A 22681-nucleotide genomic window follows, 5' to 3' on the forward strand; every position below is an offset into this window, starting at 1 on the left:
GACGCCGCGTGAATGATTAACGAGGAAGATTCTCACACAGCCGCGGAAGAAGGCGAAAACTATTTCGTTTCGATGACCGACATGATGGTGGGCGTCCTGTTTATTTTCATCATTATGCTCATGGTGTTCGCCCTCGATTTCCGGACGAAGACAGACACGCAGCAGATTGCCCTGGAAGCGGCGAGGCAGGCGGCGAAAAAGGTCGCGGCGTTGCAGATCGAGGTTCGCCAACACATCGCAGCGATGGATGAAGCGGCGGTAGCACGACGCACATTGCTGGAGCGGATCCGGGACCAGCTCGCCAGTCGAAATATTGATGTGGTGATCAGTCCTAAGAGTGATGTCCTGCGGATAACAGAAAATGCTGTCCAGTTTGGCTCAGATGAGTCGACACTAAAAGGTCAGGCTGAACGAAATGTGGAGACGATCGCACAAATCCTTCGGGAGGTGCTTGTCGACTATGTTGCATGCAAAGTGGAAGATGGTACGCGCACGTGTCGCGATACAAACGCACCCGCCATTGAGACCGTTTTCATCGAAGGGCACACCGACAGCACCGGCATCGACCAGAACAATTGGCGGCTATCAACCGCCCGCGCTTCGGAAACATTCAAGCAAATGATCGCAAGTGCTCCTGAGCTGAGAACGTTTTCGAACCACAATGATCAGGAAATCCTATCTGTCTCCGGTTACTCCTCGACGCGCCCTGCAGACAAGTCAGATACGACCGAAGCTCGGGCTGCCAATAGGCGCATCGACTTGCGTTTCGTTATGGAAAGCGACAATCGCGAACGGCTGGAGCAGTTGCGCAAGCAGACGGACGACATGCAGGGAGAAATCAAGATCCTGATAGACGCGATCGGAGGTGCACCGTGAGCCATCTGAAGGGAGTAATTCAGCAGTTGAAGGCGCGCCCGCTCACCTCCCCGAAACTCCGGGATGTTCCGGCCGTGGCGGCGGCAGCCGAGCGTATCAGTGGCATTGATGGGCAAGCCTTCCGTCGGGAGGCGAAGGATTACAACGAGCTGGCACGGACATTTCTCAATCGCCTGAGCGTCGGGTCGGACGTAACCATGCGTGAACTTCGTGATGCAGCGTGGTGCCTTTGGATGACTACTCCCGCCCTTTCCGATCACAGCGAGATCCTTAAAGGCACACTTGCTCGTATTGAAAACTGTGGCCGCAAGCCGCCCGGCCGCGCCTTGGCGTCGTCGTTCCTCTCAGCCTTCGCACCTGGTCGTAACGGAATGGCGGAAGCCTCAGCCGCGCTCGGCCGGCTTGCAAGCGGTTTGGGTCGGCCATGGTCCGACCTTCACGACGAACATGACCTGTTCGATTGGCGGACCGGACCGCGCAATATTAGCCGCCGCGCGCTGACAGATGGGGTCTCGCCGACAGTCGTCTTGCAGAAGGGCGGACTTGGCGCCCTCGACTCGCGATCTGGCTATGCGCGTGCCTGCGCAATGGAAGCGCTATCGCAGCTTGCTGCCGACGCCGGACTTCACGCCGACACCCGACTGGCAATCGTCAAGAACCTTGCTCTTGACCGGCATGGCGGGCTCATCTTCGAGGAGCATGCGCCTCTCGTAGCGAACGCGCTGGTGCTTCCCTTTGGCGCCGCTCTGCCGGCCAAACAGGTTCGCGATCAGTATCTTTCGTTGCTCCTCGAACTGTTCAAGGATCCGAGGCTGGAGAGCGGGCGATGGTCACGGATGCGGCAGGCGGAGGAGATCGTCCGGAAATGGCTGACCGAGCAGTCGCTAAGGCAGTTCCTCGACGTCGTCGACAAGATTGCGCTCGAACGGATGTGGGTCTATCGACGAGCCTTCTGGGAGGCTGTCTACAAGCTCGATCTCATCTCCGATGCGTGGGTTGTGTTTGACCCCTCAGGCGCGCGAGCGGCACGACACGCCTTCGGAAAGGACATCTCCTTCGCCACATTCGACGGCTCGGTTCAATCGGGCCAAGCCGTCCTTCTCCTACGGATAGGGCGTGGAGTTGTGGCAGAGTGGAGCCACGATGGAAGATGCCACATATGGAACGACGCGGAAGACCGCATAGCACCAAAACTAGGTCAAAGCCGGCGCCTCTACAGCCCGAGCGCCCTACGATCTCATGGCAACGATTCCATCCATCACTCGACATTCGCAGTGACTCACTGGCCGCACGACGGCGCGAATAGCTGGCAATCAAAGGTGGCCAACAAGATCCACCAGATGACTGGCATTCGAATCCCCTCGTCAAGCTACAAGGTAAGGGGATGAGGATTGTTTTCCGTACGCGCGTTGCGCCGGACGGCGTCCATGTAGAAGCGCAGCAGAAGGGATTGCTTGGACGAAAAAATGTTCCGCCGGCGCAGTGGGAAACCTTCAAAGGCGCTGAGTCCGTCGCGGCGCGAATGATCTTGTCGGCGGCCGCCAGACAGGAGGCTCGCGAAGAGCCGGCTTCGGTCGTGTTGTCCCACACTGCCGTGACTGGATTGCCGGCATCGATTGCCAGCACGCTTGGAATAGCTCCGTTGGCCCATCTCTCGGCAACGCTCTCTTTCGAGGACAGGATTGATTCGGCGACCGGACGAATCCGCGTTCGCTGGTACGACTCGAATACTCGGCCCGTTCTCGGAATCCGCACCGGAGCTTTCGTGACGGTTGGTGAGGACACGGGGAGGCTGACCGGTGCATTGTTTCGACTGACGGAGGCCATCGAATCCTACAATGCGAGTGCGGGGCAACCGATCGAGGTCCGCATCGGTCTATGGCAACCCGTGCAGGAAGCGTTGCACGAGAGCACGGGACTTGAGGTCAAATCTGATCAATATCTCTCCAGCCTTACGATCTATCAGGCGGGGTCCTTCGCGCTCGATGTCAGGGAAACGTCAAACGGCCCCGACTTTACGCCCATCCTGATGAGCCGAGGCAAGGCGGCAACTCTCGAGGACGTGGCGCCCGCCGTCGAAGGTGATGAGGACGAGCCAACGGGAAAGCTTCGTGACGAAATTGCCGACGCGCTTCTGCCGCCGGAACTGCAACAGAAATTCGTTTCCGAGCGTTACGAGGCCAGCGGCCGCACCCACAATGCCTACGTCCTTGGGCGCAATGTCTTCGTCGTCCTTGATCCTGACCTGAAGCAGGCGCTGGATGTGGTCAGAAAGATGCGTTCCGCTCCACGGGAAGCGCGACGGGCCTTTATCCGCAACCCTCGACCGGCGCTCTCGGAGGCGCTGGACGGTGAGGCGGCCGATGCCGTCGCCGCTTCGCTTTTTGTCGAGACACAACAATATTCCGAACGCGTTCTCGGCCTTGGCGTGTGGGAAAGGCCAGCGCTTCCCTGGTTGCAGAACAAGGCGGGTCAGTGGCTGCCCGAAGGTTTCGCGCTGAAGCTACGCGATAAGACCCTCATCTTCAGCCAGGAGGGCGTGGAGCAGCTGTCGCACCAGGTTCAGGCCGCCAAGGTCGAAGGACACGAGACCGTCGCCGTTATGGGGACGGACTATTCGGTATCCGAGGTCGAGGGCGCGCTTGCTCACATTGCGCCAGTTGATTCTGCCCCGGTCGGCATCGACCAAACGGGGGACGAACCCGGCCAGACCGCAAGCGATGAGGTACTGGCACAAGACGACCGGCAAGTCCTTCTCATCAGGCAGAATCTGGAAGACGCCGACTATGTGCATGCTGCTCCAAGGCGGATTGCATCCATTCCGCTTGAAGTGCCATCAGCACTGATGGGGAGCACCCGGGCAAAGCCGCACCAGCAAACAGGATTGTCATGGTTGCTCAACGCCTGGGTGGCGGGGCGACCGGGTGTACTTTTAGCTGACGACATGGGTTTGGGAAAAACGTTTCAGGCTTTGGGCTTTCTGGCCTGGACCAGGGCGAACCGGAAATCTCAAGCAGCATCGCTGACGCCGCTGCAGCGAGGTCCGATCCTGATCGTCGCACCAACGGCGCTTCTGAACAACTGGATCGCCGAGGCAGAACAACATCTTGCCTCGGATGCACTGGGAGAGAGGATGGACGCGTTCGGGCCGGGCTTGAAGAGGCTGAAGCGGCCACGAACGGTCTCCTGGTCCCCTGAGGACGCCCTCGACAGCGACGCCTTGAGGCGCGCCGACTGGATCCTGACCACATACGAAACCCTTGCGGACTATCATCGCGCCTTCGCACGGATTGGCTATTCGGTGGCGGTGTTCGACGAAATGCAGAAGGTGAAGGACCCACGTACGATCAACACTCATGCCGCTAAGGCGATGAACGCCGATTTCGTATTGGGGCTGACGGGAACGCCCATCGAGAACCGGCTCGAGGATCTGTGGTGTATCATGGACCGCGTTGCGCCCGGATTTCTTGGCGATCTCAAGAGATTTTCCGAGGCGCATACCGAGGACCAGCCGGCCAATCTCAAGGCGCTCAAGGACAAGCTCGACGAGCCGCAGGCCAACGGGCCACCAATGATGCTTCGTAGGATGAAGGAAAGCCACATAGAGGGGCTGCCTGAAAAGAAGATCATGTCCTACGAGACGCACATGCCCGGTGCACAAGCGGAGGCTTATATGGACGCCGTTCGCTCCGCTCAGGCAGGCGAGCGCTCGCATGGAGCGATGCTCAAGGCGATTCACGCGTTGCGCGGGATTTCCCTCCATCCCGAAGGAGCCGGGGACGTCGATCCTTATGACAGCCAATCGGCAGGGACTTGGCTCGGGCAATCGGCACGGCTGACACGAGCAATCGAAATCTTGCGACAAGTCAAATCAGCGGGTGATAAGGCACTGATCTTCATCGAAGACCGCGCCGTTCAGAGAGCCTTCGCCGGAGTTGCCGCCACTCTCTTCGATCTTCACGCCGAACCGACAATTATCAACGGTGAAGTGCCCGGCCATAGGCGGCAGGAATACGTCAAACGGTTTCAGGAGGCGCAAAAGGGCTTCGATCTACTGGTGCTGTCCCCGAAGGCGGCCGGAATCGGCCTCACCATAACGGCCGCGAATCACGTCATTCATCTTAGCCGCTGGTGGAATCCGGCGGTTGAGGATCAGTGCAATGACCGTTGTTATCGCATCGGGCAGGACAAGCCGGTAACTATCCATCTGCCGATAGCGATTCATCCAGTATTGGGCGACGCGTCCTTCGACGTCACGCTGGACCGTCTCCTGAGCCGAAAGCGTACGCTTTCGCGCAACATGCTGGCGCCACCCGTGTCGGATGGAGATTTGGGCGCTCTTTTCGGCGCCACCATCTCGACGCATTGATCCATCCGATCCCTCACATCAGAGTAAGCAAATGAAAGCGCTCATCGTTCGAGAGCCATGGATCGATCTGATCCTGGACGGCCACAAGACGTGGGAGCTGCGAACCCAGCCCACCTCGATCCGCGGGCGGATCGCACTCATTCGTAAAGGCAGCCGAGAAATCGAAGGCGTAGTTAAACTCGTCGACGTGCTGCCGCAATTGTCAGCGTCCGGCTTGGCAGATTCCATCGAGTTTCACGGTGTCCCGTCGAACAGACTTCAAGAGGTGACGCAAGCTGGCTGGTTGACACCATGGGTGCTGGTAGACGCCCACCGGTTTTCTGCGCCCGTTCCTTTCACGCGTCCCTCCGGGCCCGTCACCTGGGTCGATCTGGATGTCGAAACCATGCGTGCCGTGCAGCAGCATTCGGCCATCTTATATCGGTCGGACGCCGCGACAGTGCAGGCGGTGTCCGCCGCATTGCCCACTTCAACGTCTCGGCGATATGCAGAGGAGAAATTCGGTTATTCCCCCAGGTCATCTGGCAAGGAACCGCAAATATCCGCCGCCCTCGAGTCCAAGCTCGTGCTAAAGGCCGAGGAGCTCGGCTTCGCCGTCAAGCCGCGCAGAAGTTCGCAGACCAAGATGCTTGAACTGTCGGTTACTACACGGAGGGGCAAGCGCTTTATCTTCGTCGACCGGATGCCGAAGTCCGAACCGCTATTCAGGGTTTTCCTCCCGCCGGAGCTGGACAAGAAGGCTGAAACCGCAATCGCTGGAATTTCTGGCGTTGAGCGATTCAGGAATGGTAGATCGGGCCATTATGTGTTCAGACACAGCGCTTTTCGCGCATTCGCCCCATATGAGGGTCAGGAGCCTGAAGCGCATGGCTGGTTTGTGTCCGCGCTCCGCGCGGAATCCGCATTCGGAGCCATCCTTCAAGCCGTTGAGGTCGCTTGAACGCGGATCGCTACAAGAGACCCGCTTCCGTCAGATACGGCGACGGGTTGGCGGGTTGGTCTCCAATCCTTCCACTAAGCGTAATCATGAGACGGCGCTTTGGTCTTGTCATGGCCACGTAGAACAAGCGTCGCTCACTCTCCTTGGCTTCTGCCGTTTCCGCCCGGCGCAAGGGCCAGATGCCATCATTGGCATCAAGTATGATGACGGTATCGTATTCCTTGCCCTTTGCGCGCAACGCTGTCATCAGATGAACTGGTCGGCGCCACAGTTCGTCGGCAGCGCCTGAAGCGTCCTCCTCGCCCGGCAGCCGAGCAAGCGTATCGCGTGCGCTGTCAAGATCATCAATGAAGCGCTGGAAGTCGTCCTCATAGCGTCCCGCAAATTCCGCCAAGTAGAGGAAGGGCGGGTCGGTGTAGAATATGTCTTCCTGCGATTTGCCATAATCCTGGTTGAGCCCCGCAAAGCCCGCACCCAATGCCACGATTGCATCCCTTACCGTCGGCGCATCCAAGAGGTCGCGCAGCACCCGGCAGAAAACGAGGCCGGCGGCCCCATCCTCGTTGAGGCCTTTCAATGATCCGCGGTAGGCTGCTATCGCATCGAGCGCGTCGCTGTAGCTTTTTGGTCGGCTCGTGCGCAAATGGGCGGCCAATGCTTCTCGTTCCGCCTTTTTCAACGGATACCGTTTCACCAGGTCGCAAAGCTTGACAATATCGTCCACAAGCGCAGGCGGCCTGAAATTGGCTCGCGCCACTGCACATGTCTGCAGTGCATGCCGCAGCTTTTCAAAGGCACCACTCATGAAAATCTGAAGATCCTCGGCTGCACAAAAGGGCAAATCCTCGCTCGCCATAAGAACCTGATACGGGATAAGTTGCGCGCGTTTGCGGGAAAGAATGGCAAGCTTCGCATTTGGTCTGTTGCTGGCGAGGAAAGACCGCACTTCATCCATCACAGCATCGATGGATTCGACGAACCTGTCGCTTCTCACGATTTGGACCTCTGCATCTGCCGTTTGCATTGCAACGACGCGCTTATCTTCTCGACGCTTGTTGTTAACGATCAGCTTTTGTGATGCCGCTACAAGATTTCTGGGGCAACGATAATTTCGTTCCAGGATATGAGTCGAAAATTCACGATCGAAATGTTGATCAGGTTGCAGGATGTAGTGAGGCGTCGCCCCCCGCCACTCGAAGATGGCTTGGTCATCATCCCCCACGATCGTCAAGTCAGCCTTGTGCAGATCGACGATTTTTCGGACGAGGTTGAGGTCAAGCGGATTGATGTCCTGGAATTCATCCACGAGTACCTGTGTGTACCGCGAACCGCCGGTGGGAAAGCGATCCTCCGCAATCTGCCGGCGCAGATCCAGGAACGCGACATATTTCTGATCTTCCAATGAAAAAAGAGCCTGCCCAATCATCGTCTGACAACTGTCGACCCAAAACGGCAACACATCTTCGATAAAGGATTCAAGGCGCTTGTCGGCCAGTATCTCGCATTCGGCCAACTGGTCGATTAGATTTTGGATTTGCCAAAGCAAGCCCAGACGCATGAGGTAGTCCATCTGGTCGTGGGCGGCCCAAATGCTCGGAGCTTCATGATCAAAGCCCAATGATTTCAGTCGTTCAATCAGGCCGTTCAGAATCTTGTCGACAACGTAGGGTTGCGCCTCCATAGCCTTCTCAATCCGTGGGAATTTGCGCCAGACGGGCTGCAATGTGTTTCGCACGCAACCTGACTTTTCGAATTCGCTTACCAGCAGGCGCGGGCTGTGATGATTGGCGCGTAGCCTCTTGAAGCCCCAGCCGTTCAGAGTCACCACCTCGACAGCACTCGCCATAAATGCGAAATCGGGGTTTGAAAGTCGTGCGCGTAGTTCGTCGCGCGCTGCACGGGTGAAAGTCACGACAAGGAACCGGCCCTTCGAATCCGCTCGGCGATAAAGCTCTGCACACCGCCATAAGAGAGATTGTGTCTTACCACTGCCGGCAGGAGCAAGGAGGCGCAAATTGCCCCCGGGGGCCTTACAGAACCGCTGCTGAAATTCGTCAAGTTGCTGATCCGAGACGTCAATTGGCCTGGTCGAAATAGCTTGTGCGTCAGTCATGTCAGTGTTCCCAAACTGAGGCGATGGTCTACAGAATCTAATGATCTGTGCTTGCAGTCTGCCCCCTGGACTGCGGCGTGAGCAAGTTTCGAACACGGAGCACGACAGCGCGCAGTGCAAGCTTGTGCTGCGGCCCTGCTCGAATGCTGCGACCATGAGGTCAATGCTGACGCGTCATTGGCAACGGGATTTCCGAGCACAGCTCAAGATATCTGCAGAATGCATTGGCAAGCTGGATCTGGCGTGGCGTGCTGCATTCCGCTTCGAACACAGGCGGTGACGCTACCAGAATCGACAAACATTTGGCACGCGAAGTCGCAACGTTGAAGCGGTTTAGACTGTAAAGAAATTCCATTCCCCGTGGAGCATCTGCGTGAGTTGACGTCGTCATCGAATAAATCGCGATTGGCGCCTCCTGCCCCTGAAACTTGTCGACCGTACCGACTCTGGCGCCGAGCAGGCGCTGCTGGATTTCGAAGACCTGCGCGTTGTAGGGCGTGATGATCAGGATATCGTTGAGGGTGATGGCCGCTTCTTTGCCATCCCGATCTATCCAACGCGTATCCGACCGCAGCACGTGATCGACAAGACGATGAATGGCGTCAGCCTCTTCAGGTGAGGAATTCTGATTTCCACGGTGGGTGATAGGGAGGTACCGCAGGCCGGAACCGCTTATCGGACCGGTGGAGATGACCTGGCCCTCAAGTCCCGGTCTCGACGTCAGCTTGCCCTCATAGAACAGTTCCGAAGTGAATGCGCAGAGGTCCGGATGGAGTCGCCAGGTCTCTTCGAGAAAGAGGCCCTGGCCAGCGTCGATAGTTTTATCGCCATGAAGGATATGGTTGAGGGCAGACACGTCGGTTCCATCCGGGTGACTTCCCTGCATCGGCTGATCCAGCTGCTGAGGATCGCCAAGCAGCACGACCGTGTGGGCTGCCTGCGAAACCGCCAGCACATTTGCCAGGGACATCTGAGCGGCTTCGTCGACGACGAGAACGTCGACCGATGCGAACGCATCGGCACGCGACCAGAGAAAGCTTGTTCCCCCCGCGACTTTGCAGGGTCCGCTCAACGCGTCATACACGTCGGCATTAGTCTTTGCGAAAACCAAGCGATGCTGATTGGATTCCATCTCCTTCGGCTTCAGGATGCACGTCAGGTTGACGCCAAGTTCGTCGGCCGCTTCAATCACCTTGTCGACCAGATTCCTGATGACCTTGTGGCTGTTGGCGGTGATCCCGACAGTCTTACCTTCGCGAACAAGCGCACATACCATCCGAGCGCCAGTGAACGATTTTCCGGTGCCGGGAGGGCCTTGTATTGGGAAGATGCCGCCATCGAAGAGCGTGGCAACCCGCATCGCTGCCGCAAGGCTTGTCTCCCCATCAGTCTTGATCGGCTCACCCCGCAGGCGGGGCGCCAGGCGCAGCAGCAGATCGCGCGCCGCACAAAATGGCCCATCGCCAGCCAGCCCGTGGTCCACCACGTATTCGCCGATCCGCACGAGGGAATTGGCCTGTTCATCAGAGCCGAAAGTCTTGGAGCCGTAGATCGCCTGGGGATGAACACCAATGGACTTGCCCGTCTTTTTGAGGTCGATCGTACGGTTCTGCTGCGATACGGCAACGGTGGTTCCAATCTTGTCGCCGCCGACGTTGTGCAGGTCGTCGTCGACGCGAATGTCTGTTTCCTGCGGAATGAATGAATAGCGGTGAGTCGGCAGCTTTCCGGCCCCAGGGACCTCGCCGACGAAGGTGAGGCCCGACAGGCCGCTGCGTTCGTCCATCAACTCTTCGGCCGACAGATCGCGAAGGCGAAAGAACTCCCACCAAGTGGCCTTTGCCTCGCGCCGATGCCAATCGAGAATGTTGGCGAGTATCCATCGCGCTTGCTGGTCATGGTCGCGTTCCTCCGGATCGGCCGATACGCTTGCCGTTAGCCGCTCAATCAGCGGGCCGATCTTTGCGAGCCATGCCGTGACGTTTTCGCTTGCGACGTCGTCGCCGGGCTGGGGCCGGGCAATGTTTTCACCGGCAGCGATCGCCTGAGCGCGGAGCATTTCCAGCCAGTCCCGAAGACACTGCGTCGATACGCAGTCGTCGCGATTGTAGCTCTCGACTACCGATCGGTCTTGTTCGCGAATTTTGTCCGGGTGTCCTAGTTCCAAGCCCGATTGGAGACTCAGCAGTGCAATGTTTGCATCCTGAAGGGCTGTTTCGCGCGTGAATCCATAAAACGGCTCCAGCCTTTTGATCGAATAGCTTTCAACGCTGGCGCGAAGGCCGTTGCGGACGACGGCGTAAAGATCGACGAACAGCTTCGACCGTAGCATGTTGTCGAATTCTTCTTCGCGCGTTGCATGCCGACCCATCAGCCGTTTCAGAGCCCCAGGCTCGTAGGGCGCGTAGTGGTAGACGTGTAGTTCCGGATACGCCTTTCGACGCTTCGTTACGAAGTCGACGAACGCTTCGAACGCCACCTTCTCGTCGTCGCGGGAGAAAGCCCAGTCTCCGACGTAGGTCCATTCGCCAGTCTCATCTTTGAATTGATATCCAAAGAGGTACTCGAGCCCGTGTTCGCCGACGAACGGGTCGCCTTCCAGGTCAAGGAAGACATCTCCGTCAGAAGGTTCCGGAAGGCATGACCGTCCGAAGCCTGCTTCGACAGGGAGGAGCTCGAAACAGAGGTTGCCGCTGACTTTCGCCTCAACTTGCAACCGCGCTTGGTCGCGAACACGCTCATAGGAATGGGCCGAGCCGCGTTCGGGCTTCCATTGCAGGGGCAGGGGCATATGAGCCAGGGATTCCATGGCACCTACGCCGCGGCTCTTCAGTTCGTTGATCTGCACTTTGGAAATGCCGGCGACGAGACACAGGTGATCGTCGGCTCGGCGCCGCTTGTCACATTGCATGCTCCAGCGGCAAACATCGCAGTGACTGTTGGGGTCAGGATAGGTGTCGGAGTCACCGACAGAGTCGACAGTCAGCTCAAGCCCGGATTTAGCTCGGCGATAGAATGCGCCGTAGTCAGCGAAGCGATATTGCTCTCGTTGAAAATCCGCCCATGGCGGAACCACATGCATGAATTCAGGCGTCAGGCCTTGAACGCCGCCCAGGAGATCGGAATAAAGGCAAAGCTGGAGGACCGTGCCTCCCTTTGTTTCGCGAGCCAACTTGGTGTCGACTGCCTCATAAGACCAGGGGCCGAGTGCTGATGGTGTCTCAACACGGAGAAGCACGTCTGTTCGGCCGCTCCACCGTCCGTTCAATAAAGCTCCTTGGACGATAGCGGGCGTTCCAGCGCGCATGGCATCGAGTGTCTGTGCGGCCGTTGTCGCCGTGATATCGATGCCTTCAATGCGCACGGGATCGAGACCCGAAGTTTTCAGATGGTCGATGTACGCTTGCTCGTGAAGCGCGCCTCGTTCTCGAAGGATTTCGAGAAACGGATCGTAAGAAGCTGGTTTGGCAAGCGTCCCCTTCGCAACGGCTTGGTCTAGGCTTGTGAGATGGCGGCAGCTCAGATGGCCCACGAGATCAGTCGCGCTGAGATATGTTTTATGATCCGCCCACTTCATGCCCAGACCTTAGAGAGAATAGCGGCCCAATCAAAGGAATGAATGGCTCCTAAACGGATTTTTACTGTCGAAATTAGCTTGAGCTCCATGGAAAAATTAGAACTTATGAGCCTTCTGCGCGGCGTCTCAACGCCAGACCTACGCGGCTATCACCGGCGTAAGACGCCTTTGCGCCCAATGTCGGTCGTTCGGGCAAACGTTGCCGCGGCTCAAAAGCGGACATGTGGGCGGCCTGCGATGAAAAGCAGCAACGCGCGCCCATTGCGGACCCTCGGTGGCGACCTGCTCGAGGCATCGGAGCGTTCACCGGTTCTGTCGCAGATAGCCGCTTCTACACTTTTCGCTGTGCCTCAAAACTTAAGCTGTCTTACGCGCCGACCGCTTTCAGCAGCCGAACCCACTTTATGAAATCGCCTCCATTGCTGATCTAAGCTTGTTTAAGAAGCCATCAGGGTATCTAAGCGTGCCGGCCTCCGCCCTTGTGACGAAGCCGCGCAGTGCGCGGAACGAGACAGGCCGCCAAGAATCGGTGCGGAATTCTGTGATCGGAACCCAATCGGAGCGCTGCGGTCGGGAGTCTGCCTCGACTTTGAAGCGCACCTTGCCGTCACCATAGGCTGCATTCGGCCAGGCGGATCCATTCCGAATCTCAACGCCATAATCCACCCCCGGATTCTCAGGGCTGACGATCCGTCGCGCGACCCAGCGCGCCACCGGCACGCTTACCGAGTTTCCAACTAGCAACCATCTCGGAGATCGCTTGTGCTCGTTTGCTGTGGACGTCCAACCCGCCTCAAACCCCTGCAGCCGTTCGCAACTTTCGATGTCCGGCGTGAGAACCGCTCCATCCGGAAACAGCACCGCGGGTGCGGAGGGAATGCCAAGACCTGAGCCGGCCTTGATCGGAGGAACCGCATCCGACGTCAGTCCGGAACCCGAACGCCCTTCAGTCCAATAGAAGCCAACTGGACGGTCGAGTGAAACCTCCAAGAGGGGATCACTCGCTTCGGCCACAGGAAAAAGCGCCGCTTGAGGGTCCATGATCCTGCTAGCGACCAGGTAGACCCGCCGGCGCCTCTGAGGGAGCCCGAACCCGATGGTGTCGAGAACACGGTAGGCCCAGCGGTAACCCAGCTTCTCGAACTGACCGACCAGGAACTCCATCGCCTTCCCCCGATCGAGATGGAGCATGAAGTAGACGTTTTCGATGACAACGATTGGTGGTTTCGACCGTTCTATCAGCGAAAACAGGTGTACAACGTCCCGCGACTTTGTCCCGGAGATTCCAGCCTTGTCGCCAGCCATGCTGAGGTTCTGGCAAGGAAAGCCTGCGGTCACGACATCGATGTCGCTGGGCAACTCCGAAATGTCGGCAACGTCCGCGACGATCTCAGCATCTGGAAATCGGTGTCTGAGAACGGTCCGCGCGGAGCCTGCAAGTTCGGCGAACAAGCGCGGCTTGCCGATTTCGCGAAAGGCGAGTTCAAATCCTCCGATTCCTGCGTATAAACCCGCCAGCTGCAATGAATTCCACTCCTTCGTCGCACCTTGCGACGTGTTAGGCCAGTTCGAAGGGATCAGAGGCGTATGCCTGATCGAGACGGTACAAGTATCGAGCAACTGACCGAAGTGGCGCAACTCCACGCGCGTACCGGGGTATATACACGTTCCCTTCAGATTCAACTGGTTCTGGACGCGGTTGGCTGGACCGCTCGCGAGGATTTGGAAAGGCTGGTTTTAGTCGAGCCATCGGCCGGCGACGGCGGGTTCCTGGTGGAGGCTGCCAAGCGGCTTGTCGAAAGCCTCTCCAGCAAGGGCGGCAGACCGACTCGCGACATCCTGCGCGATCGAATTAGGGCATGGGAGTTCTTTCCAGACGCCGCCAGCGCTGCCCGGGGAAAACTCATAGAAGTTCTCACCGAGGCGGGACTTACGCGGCGGGATGCGCAGTCGGTCGTAGAGGCTTGGGTGAACACATCCGATTTTCTTGAGTCTGACTTACCCCCCATGTCTGCAGATGTAGTTGTCGGGAACCCTCCCTACCTCCGGTGGTCGCTGCTTCCCGCCGGTAAAAGGGCTGCCTACGAGGCCATCCTACCAGCAGATGTTGTTCGTGGTGACCTGCTCCTCCCATTTCTGGAAAAGGGTATCGATGCCCTCAAGATCGGCGGACGCCTTGGCTTCATCGTGTCTGATAGATGGCAACACGCGGCCTATGCCAGCAGATGGCGCACCCGGATGTTGCCTCAGATCGACATCCTCGAGCGGGTTGAACTCGCACCGAAGGATACCTTCGACCAACCCGTCGATGCGTATGTCGAGCGCCTCGTCGTCAAACGGCGCGCGGCAACTCCGAGCGGGAAGACATCGTCCACGTCAGCGCGGTTGTTCGACAGCAGCTTCGACATTCGCGTCGGACCGGCGCTCGGTTGTACGCCTGCGTACGTCCTGCATCCAGACGAGCTGCACGCTGTCGAGCATGAGCTACTGCGGCCCTGGGTCGACGGCAAGGAAGTGTCGGAAGAAGGTATAGCGTGGAAAGGGCGCCACATCATCACACTTTACGACGAAGAGGGCCGGCTCCGCGACCTTGGACAGTTCCCCAGGGCGATGGGTAGGCTCGAAGCGTACCGCGATCGTCTTGAACAGCGAGCGATTACAATACGGGGGGCGAAGCCATGGTGGCGACCGATCGATCGGCTGTCGCCAGAACCGTGGAGCCGACGAAAACTTCTCATCCCCGAGCTGTCCAAGATTCCACGCGTCGCAATGGATACGTCTGGTGCGATCCCGTCGCACGGGGTCTACGCGGTGTTCTCGGAAGACGATAAGGCGCTGGACAGCCTCTACGCAATCTTAAGGGATGGTGGGTTGGCTAAAGCACTGCAGGGCAACGCACCGAAGGTAAAAGGGGGGTACGTGCGGTGCTATGAGGCCATTCTACGCCGCCTGCGACTTTAGCAGGCTCAGATAAGCTTGCACTGCAACCAAGAAATCCTTATCGGCTACCCACTTGATCGCAATCCGCATCAACTCCTGCCCGGCGCCGAATAGAGAGACGAGGGCTGCGATCAGTAGGGAATGATGACTGTCTGCAGGCAACGGAAACGATGGAACGGAATCGGAAAAATCTTCGAGATGAGAAAGAGAACTAATCTCGATCAGCATCTCTTCCTTCGGAAAACCTCTGCACATTTGGACATGAAAAAATCCATGTTTATCACCGATGCTCTCAGGTCCTTCAAAGCGAAATGCAAGCGGACGCCGCTTCTTACTTAAAAGTACAATTGCAAAATTTGTGCCGCTGGCGTCATTTTTATAGGTTGGCAATATGATAAATGCCGAATGGATGTGCTTATTAGTCTCTTCAGATAAAGGAATTGGTACAAGCTTACGTTTTTCTGTGCCGTATATTTGCTTTCCGACATCGGTCTTCGTTGCGATCTGTGCGCCAATTTGGCGCTCCAATTCCCCATGCTCCGGAGCAGAGAAGCGACGGGACCATTCGTCAGCGCCTCTTTCGCAAAGCCTTCTGATCACATCATGGAAAGCGAACTCCGTCATGACGCGAGTCTTGACATTGGAACATAGCTGAACCCGTCTATCACCTCGACATAGCGAGAGGGGTATGACGTCTCCGTCTCCAAGTTGAAGCGTCTGGCGGATTTCCTGTCCAAGAAGCACGAAGTATCTTCTACAAAGACAAGATCTAAGCTGTCCTTCCACTCGAACCGCAGATTCTGCTCGACTAATTCATCGTCCGCATCGATGCTTCTCCATCTGAATACGGGCCGATCTGACCATATCTGCCAGTCGGGAAGGAGATATCTATCGAGGCGCTCCCAGTGTCTACCACGTCTCAACAACGAAAGGGCGCTTTCTGAATTCCCCGTAGTGGCTTTCCAAGCCTCTTTGTCGCCGACGCTCTCGCCCAGAAGAAATGGATAGCGTTCGACCAGATGTGGAATATCGACCAATACGTCCTGGCCTCCAATTAAGTCACGGCGAAGCCACACATCGATTTCGTGAGCGACGATCTGCAGCATAGGATCGAAGCTGGTCTTTCCATCCCTGAAGTTCGCCAGAATTCTGGCCCTGTCATCCTGCGATAAAGACCTTCCGGTGGAGAGAAATACATCGAGAAACGTCAAACTGCCGAGTGTGCGTCCATCCCCTTTTGGGCCAGCAGACTCAAGGAACCCCCTCGCATGTAGAGACAGCGCATCGATATCGAGATCGGACAAGCCGAGAGTTTTGAGAACGCCGTCCTCAAGATTCTTCCCGATATGGGATATCAGTTTCCGGCGTCGCGCCTGTGCCTTGATAAGCTCGGGCCAATACCACGGACGAAAGCCTGACCTAGGCGCATCGTCCGACCATAGCGATGGTATGGGCAGGTGGCTGGAGTTCAAAGACGCGTCTGATTTGCTATCATAGTCACCGATCGCATATCTTAGATCGAAATCGACAGATTCATTTCTATTCAACGCGACGTAATATATGCCGCTCGAAATAGTCCTTGCATAGCCAATAATTGTATCTGCTGTATGAATTGCGCCTTCAAAGTGAATTTCGGATAGGTTGTAATCTACAATCGCAATTTCGGCTTCGATTGGTCTACGGTCGATTTTTCCGCTTTTCAAAAATTCTCGATATAAGCTGAACATATCTACTATTACTGGTTGCAGCTTATCTCCAGACAGGTGGCTGATCTCGTATTTGCGAGCGTGCTCTGACAAAACCTTTTCGACCTGCGCGGCGGTCGCGGCAGCCCGGTCGGGATTGTCGTCCAGAACAAGGATTCTGGTTACTTCATTTCCCGTACTCTGCTCAGTCATTCCAGCTTATCTCCAACGTCGTTGAGAAGTCTTCAACGGGCTCTATGAACCGCACTTCACAACCGTGTGTGTGCGCGATCATTCTTACGATTGCGAGGCCTAATCCGCTGCCGCCCTGTCGAAGAGAGCGGCGGTCGGGCCCGGTTAGGTCAATGGTCTCGAAGGGGTCGAAGAGGCTGTCCGCCTCAGCCAGTGGCACTCTAAGGCCCACTCCTGTGTCGCTAAACCGCAGCTTCACATGACGTCGTTCATGCTTAACATCTATCCTAATCAGCGAAGTCGGGCTCTCGAGCAGTGCATCCCAGGCGTTCGAAAGGATATTTTGGAACATTGCGTTCCACGCTGCATAGGGGGCCGTAGGGAGCCGTATGTCGGCAGGAATGTCAGTCTCAATACTCACCCCGGGCATCAGTGGGCTCATGCTCCGAATGGCTGCCTGGATAACTGGGAGAACACGGTAGCGTTCTCGGGCATTGCGATCTTCGACATTGAGAAGCGGCTCGAACAGTTGCCGAATTGCACGTAGCCGATCCAGTCCTTTCCGGACCTCCTTTGCTGCCTCCGCAAGATCGCGCTCGTCGCGCGAGCTTGCCAGGCTTTCGAGAAGTATAGCTGTGCGTTCGAGGCTGGAGATCTCCCGTCTAAGCTCATGGTCTAGCGCCACTGCGCGCATTCCAGCAGCAGCTAGAGGGGCCAGTAGTGCAGCACGAGCGTTTAGCTGATTCTCGGCCTTCGTGACGGCAATCTCGGCACGCTCGAAATTTTCCTCCATATCGGCTATTAGCCGAGGAGGCACGCTATCAGGAGGCAAGCGCCTACGAACATCTTCCCATGTAGTGCGTGCTCGTTCTTGGGCTTGTGATGGCGATCCTGCAACCAATGCACCCAGTTGGTCAGCATCATACTTCCGCTTGGCGTACCGATTTGCATAGAAATCGATTGAGTAGCGAACGAGGCGCCTCAACTGCTCGAAGGCGACGTTCGCTTGCAGTCGATCGCGGCTGGCCTGAATTTCTAACCAATGACCCGGGGAAGCACCTCTTCGCTCCGCTTCTGTGCGCTCAACGGCTGTATTAATCTCGACCGCGCCGAGCGTTCGAGTACGCGGATCCGGGAGGTCAAGAAGGTATCGTTGGTCCGTGTCCAAGCGATCAGGCAGGAGTTGCGACTTCGAGATTCGACCGGCTTGATCGGCCGAGACCCTCAACCAGTCTTCATTCGGTCCATAGAACGGCAGGCGGAAGCCGGCGTCGTATATCCGAATGTTGCCCTGTTCCTTCAGGAAGTCGCGAAGGTCGGAGACGGTCAGGCGCCCCGGCTGCAATCCGATTAGGTTGTAGATCAAGATCGTGAAGCCAGCCTCGTGGAGGTGAGGCCGTCGATCCTCGTCAGTCACTAACTGATCGTCTTCGTGGACAGGAAACAGTAATGGAAGATCATCGAGTACGTCTACGTAACTCTCTTTGGGTGCTCCGTCCGGATAGCCATCACGGAACTCGATTTCTATCCTACAGCTGCCGCCGTCACGCCCGCGAGTGAGCCGACCTGTAATGCGTGCCTTCCATACGTCCTGGACGAGTGCCGTCTGAGCTGCTTCGAAGGCGGACTGCGCACCCTGAATCTCGGGTGCTTCGAGCTCAATCTCGAAGTCCGCTGCGGATCGTGTTTCGGGCGCGCGTTGGCCCCGCATACGGCGAAACGGATTCCGCAGCATCCATAGGTCGCGGCCTAGTCTTGAGAAAGCTTGCTGGCCCCATTCCTGGCGTCGACAAGAAAGAACGAGCTTTGTGCCTGTAGAGGATCCATACGGGTACGCGGCGGCGGGTGCATCGTCATCGACGTAGACCGTGAAGCTCGAGAGCTCGCTACCATGAACGATCTTCGTCCAGTCTACATCGGCATAGATGGTTTTGCCTTCCTCTGCTGTAGTCCAAAGTTGCAGCCGCGTTGCGAGAAACTGGGCCGAGAGGCGGCCAATGCCCTTTGAGCCCGTCAGCGGGCGTTTCAACCCTCGGGAGGTTTTCTTCTCACTCTTGTGGGTCGTGCCAAGCCGAAGCCAAAGGGAATGAAACTCTTCGACGGACATTCCGTGCCCGTCATCGACAATCTCGATCTGATCCTTCTCGAACGCAATCTTGCAGGTTGCCGCGTCCGCGTCATAGGCGTTCTTTACCAACTCACCGAGGGCTACATCGGGCCGCCCGATAAGTCGTGCTCCGAGTTCCTCCAGCAACGCTGCGTCGACGACAAACTGTTCGCCATGCGTCGTCATCGCCCCTCCGATAATCTACGAACTCAACCAACTCGTTTTCGGTGTCCACCCTGCCACCGTAAAGCGATTTTTCCTACAGGCTTCGCACGATTACTCTTGCGGGAGCGTTTCAAAACGTACCGATGGAAATCGCAGCCATCGTTCCAGCTCCATCAGTGTCTTCTCAAACCTTCCCTTCCTCATTGCGCACTCCCACACGATTGCCACCTTCCATCCGGCTTGATGAAGGGCTTCCTCCTTACGCGCGTCCCGAGCGGCGTTCGCATCAAACTTGGCAGACCAAAAATCTGAGCGGTCCTTCGGCTGCGTCGCAAAGCGACAGCCCTTGTGTTGATGCCAGAAACAGCCGTGCACGAAGATTGCCGACCGATATCTTGGTAGAACAAGGTCCGGCGACCCAGGAAGTCGCCGGTCATGAAGCCGAAAGCGAAATCTGTCGGCATGAAGCGCCCGCCGGAGCGTCATTTCCGGCCTGGTGTTCTTGCCGCCCACTGCAGCCATCATCCGCGATCGGGTCGCAGTATCCACGGTGTCGGTCATGTGGTGTGCGCTTCTTTCTTTGTAAAAATGCGACCGTCTTTCCTATGGCGCATACGGACCTCGGACGAAATAGCCATGTCGACACCCAGCGCCTGAGATCAGCTCATCGCCGCCTGGAACTTTGTCGGAAGCGGACTCTGGCCTACCCAGGCTTTAACGGCAGCTAGTCGCTCCTCGATCGCTAAAACCGGACCGTCCGCAGTCGGCCCCACTGCGGTCATTCGATGCCTTGTCCCTCAGGGACCGCTCATGGTGCAAGCAGATCATTGCAAGACGTGAGTGACGGTGAGTTTGAATCCTTACCGCAAAGGCAAACCTACATTCTCAACGACGTTCGTGGCGCGGAGTTCTTGTCAGACCAACCTCTTGAACGTAACCCGACTGACGAGGAACTCGCCGAGGCCGCGCCGCCGAGGTGGCGCGGACCATGGCTGGGGCCAACGCCTGATCTTTCCTGAATTGCCGCCCCTGCCGGCGTATGCCCCTAAGGGACGTCGCGAAGGCGGCCAATTCTGGGCCGTATGGGTGCCCTACGCCGCCTGAACGATCTCGACCAGTTCAACGTCGAACACCAGATCCTTTCCGGCCAACGGATGATTGCCGTCGAGCTTGACGCTGGCGTCGTCCACTTCGACGATTGTTACCGGCACGGGGCGACCGTCGCGGGTTCTGACCTGCAATCGCGTGCCGATATCAATGTTGACGTTGTCCGGCACCTTGGCGCGGTCGATGGTCATGACCGCTTCGGGGCGGTGGGGGCCATAGGCGGCGTCGGCGGGAACGGTGACGGTGCTTTTCGCGCCCACCTCCATACCCTCGACATGGGTTTCAAGACCGGGGATCACTTGTCCTTCACCCAGCGTGAATTGCAGCGGTTCGCTGCCGGAAGAGTCGAATTGAGTGCCGTCGACTAGGCGTCCATTGTAGTTGATGCGCACGGTATCGCCATTCTTGGCGTGTGTCATAGCAGTCATCCTTTCGGAAGTTTTTGAGGGACCGGCCTAAGCTCACGGTCCCGTTCTCGATCATCCACGCACTCAGAGGTGCACGGTGCGAAACTGCAAAACTAGGGGCTTGGCTGCCGATGTAAACCCAGAAATGCGGATTGAGCTACGCGGGTATGACCCGCAGGCGTTCGCCGCAGCTGGCGGCCGCGTGGTTACACTCTCACGACCAGCGCCGGATCAAATGCGCTGTTCTCGTCATCGTAGCCGCGCGGATTACAGAGAATACGCGTGCAGCCGAGCTGATAGTCGCAGCTGTCATGCGTATGTCCATGCACCCATAGAGCAGGACGTCCGTCTTCGATCACCTCGGAGAGGTCTGATGCAAAGGCGGCATTCAACGAATCGCCTTTGAAACGCGAATGAATGGACCGTGCGTGCGGCAGGTGATGGGTAACGACCACGGTCGTGGTGATCCGATCGGCCTTCAGCGCCGCATCGATGAATCGGCGCGAGGTTTGGTGCATTTGATATGCCGTCTCTGGCATAAAACGCTGCCACGGATTCCGTTGTTTTGCGATCAACTGGTGATCATTCATGCGTTCGCGTGCATGGAACATCGCCAGTTCCTGATGCCCTTGTATCCGGTAGTCCGTCCATAACGTGGCGCCGATGAATCGGACACCATTCATGATGACGGCCTCGTTTTCGAAGAAATGCACCCCTGGGAATCCTGCAGCGGTATGGCGACCGTCCTCTAATCCTTCCCGGATCGAGCCTTTGTAAAATTCATGGTTGCCGGCGACGTAAACGCAAGGCATCGCGTGGGCGACGTGCTTAGCCAGCCAATGCACGCCGTTGGCGGGGGCGCGGCAGAGGTCTCCAGCGACGACGCAGACGTCGGCGTCTGGGATCGTTAGCGGTTGCCGCAGGTCGGCGAATTCCAGGTGAAGATCAGAGAGTACCCAGATTTTCATGGGACAGATTCATTGGTTCATTGAGGAGGAGCATGCAGAGGATCTCTTGCCCTCTCTGGTGTTCGAAGCTGCAGGGGATAAGGCCTGCTGCGCACAGTGCCCGGGGTCTTTAAGGCAGGTCACGAGATCCCACTGAAAATCATTGTCGCGCTCGCTGGCGACCGCAACGTACCCGCGCGGGTTGCAGACGATCCGCGTTCGGCCAACCTTGACGTCTGAGGAATGATGCGTATGGCCGCAGACCCAGAGTGTCGGCGCCGCGCTTGAAGTCAGGGTTCCTTCGAATGCCTCCGTGCAGCAAGCAAACAGGTAGTTGGTTTCCCTGCCGACGTAAGCCGCAGGTGTACATGTTGGGTGAGGCAGATTGTGCGTGACGACAACCGTCTTGCCGTCGAACGGGATCGCCAGCTGGCGCTCGATGAAACCCCGGGTCAGCAGGTGGAAACCCAGCATAACCTGCGGAGACAGCTGCTCGCCGTGGCCAAGCCAGATTCTCGAGAAATCCGCCAACTGCGCGAGTGCCGATTGCATCCGCGTCCGAACATCGGCCTCGTTCACCAAGTCCATTCGGAAATCGGTCCACAACGTGCCGCCAACGAACCGCACACTGCCCAGCTCCACAGTGTCGTCGTCGAGGACATGAAACGGCTGCGCCCAGGACCTCGACGCCTCGGCCGCCTTTTTCATCAGAAGGTGATCCGAAGGTTTCGTTCGCGGTGGACGAACTCCGCCGTAGAACTCGTGATTGCCTGGCACGAAGATCAGGGGCACACCGTATGGATGCACGATGTCGAAGGCGTGCCGCTCGACATCGGGAGCATACGACAGATCGCCGGCGCAGACGATCGCATCAACGCCGTCGGGAGCTGCAGAGGGCAAGGCGATGTCCTGCATCTCGAGATGGAGGTCGGACCAGATCCAGAGTCTCATGTCAGGCTTCAGTCATCTTTGTTCAACAAGTGCCGTCAGCAGCATCGGAGTGCTCCCTCATTTTTCTGCAGGTCGGCGCCGGGTTTGCGGACGGTCGCTCCTTGCTTCCTCGGAGCACGTCCACGGAACGGCCGACGATCTGGCTCCAGTATTCGGCATAGCCTCCAGTCAGGGGTATCTAGGCCGTGAACTCATAATGCGGAATGATCGAGATGGTGGTGGAAGCGGACGTTGACATCAATCTTCGGGTGCTCAAAAAAGGGCGCAAGGATGGATGCGCCGTGAGTGGTCTCCGATGATCGATG

Annotated in this window: 15 protein-coding genes; 5 read left to right on the forward strand and 10 right to left on the reverse strand. The window is 57.5% G+C overall.

The features are described from left to right. Positions 1-12 precede the first annotated feature (12 nt). The 4 genes from CKW40_RS37600 to CKW40_RS37615 are packed head-to-tail and all read left to right on the forward strand — an operon-like array spanning position 13 to position 6185. Positions 13-876, forward strand: a complete 864-nt coding sequence (locus tag CKW40_RS37600; RefSeq protein ID WP_095204721.1) for an OmpA/MotB family protein — start codon at positions 13-15, stop codon at positions 874-876. Then, complete coding sequence (locus tag CKW40_RS37605) at positions 873-2264, forward strand: EH signature domain-containing protein (RefSeq protein WP_095204722.1); 1392 nt, start codon at positions 873-875, stop codon at positions 2262-2264. The genes CKW40_RS37600 and CKW40_RS37605 overlap by 4 nt, the downstream gene beginning before the upstream one ends. Beyond that, complete coding sequence (locus CKW40_RS37610) at positions 2261-5245, forward strand: DEAD/DEAH box helicase (RefSeq protein WP_095204723.1); 2985 nt, start codon at positions 2261-2263, stop codon at positions 5243-5245. The genes CKW40_RS37605 and CKW40_RS37610 overlap by 4 nt, the downstream gene beginning before the upstream one ends. Positions 5246-5276: 31 nt before the next feature. Next, positions 5277-6185 (forward strand): ASCH domain-containing protein, encoded by a 909-nt coding sequence (locus tag CKW40_RS37615; protein WP_179298257.1) that lies wholly within the window; start codon positions 5277-5279, stop codon positions 6183-6185. Positions 6186-6195: 10 nt separating this feature from the next. Here the strand turns inward: CKW40_RS37615 and CKW40_RS37620 are convergent, their stop codons facing one another. The 3 genes from CKW40_RS37620 to CKW40_RS37630 all read right to left on the reverse strand — a co-directional run bounded on the left by CKW40_RS37620 (position 6196) and on the right by CKW40_RS37630 (position 13399). Next, complete coding sequence (locus CKW40_RS37620; protein ID WP_179298258.1) at positions 6196-8298, reverse strand: UvrD-helicase domain-containing protein; 2103 nt, start codon at positions 8296-8298, stop codon at positions 6196-6198. A 160-nt stretch (positions 8299-8458) separates the two neighbouring features. Further along, positions 8459-11875, reverse strand: a complete 3417-nt coding sequence (locus tag CKW40_RS37625) for a TM0106 family RecB-like putative nuclease (RefSeq protein ID WP_095204726.1) — start codon at positions 11873-11875, stop codon at positions 8459-8461. 402 nt (positions 11876-12277) lie between these two features. After that, positions 12278-13399 carry a DNA cytosine methyltransferase gene (locus CKW40_RS37630; protein WP_179298259.1) on the reverse strand — a complete coding sequence of 374 codons (1122 nt, stop codon included), beginning with the start codon at positions 13397-13399 and terminating at the stop codon, positions 12278-12280. Positions 13400-13462: 63 nt separating this feature from the next. Here CKW40_RS37630 and CKW40_RS37635 point away from each other — a divergent pair, with 63 nt between their 5' ends. Next, positions 13463-14836 carry an Eco57I restriction-modification methylase domain-containing protein gene (locus tag CKW40_RS37635; RefSeq protein ID WP_095204727.1) on the forward strand — a complete coding sequence of 458 codons (1374 nt, stop codon included), beginning with the start codon at positions 13463-13465 and terminating at the stop codon, positions 14834-14836. Here CKW40_RS37635 and CKW40_RS37640 read toward each other — a convergent pair. The 7 genes from CKW40_RS37640 to CKW40_RS37670 all read right to left on the reverse strand — a co-directional run bounded on the left by CKW40_RS37640 (position 14816) and on the right by CKW40_RS37670 (position 22376). Further along, on the reverse strand, positions 14816-15439 hold the full coding sequence (locus CKW40_RS37640) for a hypothetical protein (protein ID WP_095204728.1): 624 nt from the start codon (positions 15437-15439) through the stop codon (positions 14816-14818). The genes CKW40_RS37635 and CKW40_RS37640 overlap by 21 nt on opposite strands. Then, entirely contained in the window at positions 15436-16713 is a 1278-nt protein-coding gene (locus CKW40_RS37645) for a hypothetical protein (RefSeq protein WP_095204729.1), read from the reverse strand. Before CKW40_RS37645 ends, CKW40_RS37640 begins: the two co-directional genes overlap by 4 nt. Further along, a complete protein-coding gene (locus tag CKW40_RS37650) occupies positions 16706-18985 on the reverse strand; it encodes a sensor histidine kinase (RefSeq protein ID WP_095204730.1) in 2280 nt (759 codons plus the stop codon). Before CKW40_RS37650 ends, CKW40_RS37645 begins: the two co-directional genes overlap by 8 nt. 90 nt (positions 18986-19075) lie before the next feature. After that, on the reverse strand, positions 19076-19525 hold the full coding sequence (locus CKW40_RS37655) for a very short patch repair endonuclease (RefSeq protein ID WP_095204731.1): 450 nt from the start codon (positions 19523-19525) through the stop codon (positions 19076-19078). Positions 19526-20055: 530 nt separating this feature from the next. After that, positions 20056-20490: an FKBP-type peptidyl-prolyl cis-trans isomerase gene (locus CKW40_RS37660; protein WP_095204732.1), complete on the reverse strand. Its 435-nt coding sequence runs from the start codon at positions 20488-20490 to the stop codon at positions 20056-20058. Positions 20491-20684: 194 nt separating this feature from the next. Continuing rightward, complete coding sequence (locus tag CKW40_RS37665; protein ID WP_095204733.1) at positions 20685-21446, reverse strand: metallophosphoesterase; 762 nt, start codon at positions 21444-21446, stop codon at positions 20685-20687. A gap of 9 nt (positions 21447-21455) precedes the next feature. Continuing rightward, positions 21456-22376: a metallophosphoesterase gene (locus CKW40_RS37670; RefSeq protein ID WP_179298260.1), complete on the reverse strand. Its 921-nt coding sequence runs from the start codon at positions 22374-22376 to the stop codon at positions 21456-21458. Positions 22377-22681: the final 305 nt, after the last annotated feature.

Origin of the sequence: Mesorhizobium carmichaelinearum, assembly GCF_900199455.1 — a bacterium.
In the GTDB taxonomy this organism is placed as follows: domain Bacteria; phylum Pseudomonadota; class Alphaproteobacteria; order Rhizobiales; family Rhizobiaceae; genus Mesorhizobium; species Mesorhizobium carmichaelinearum.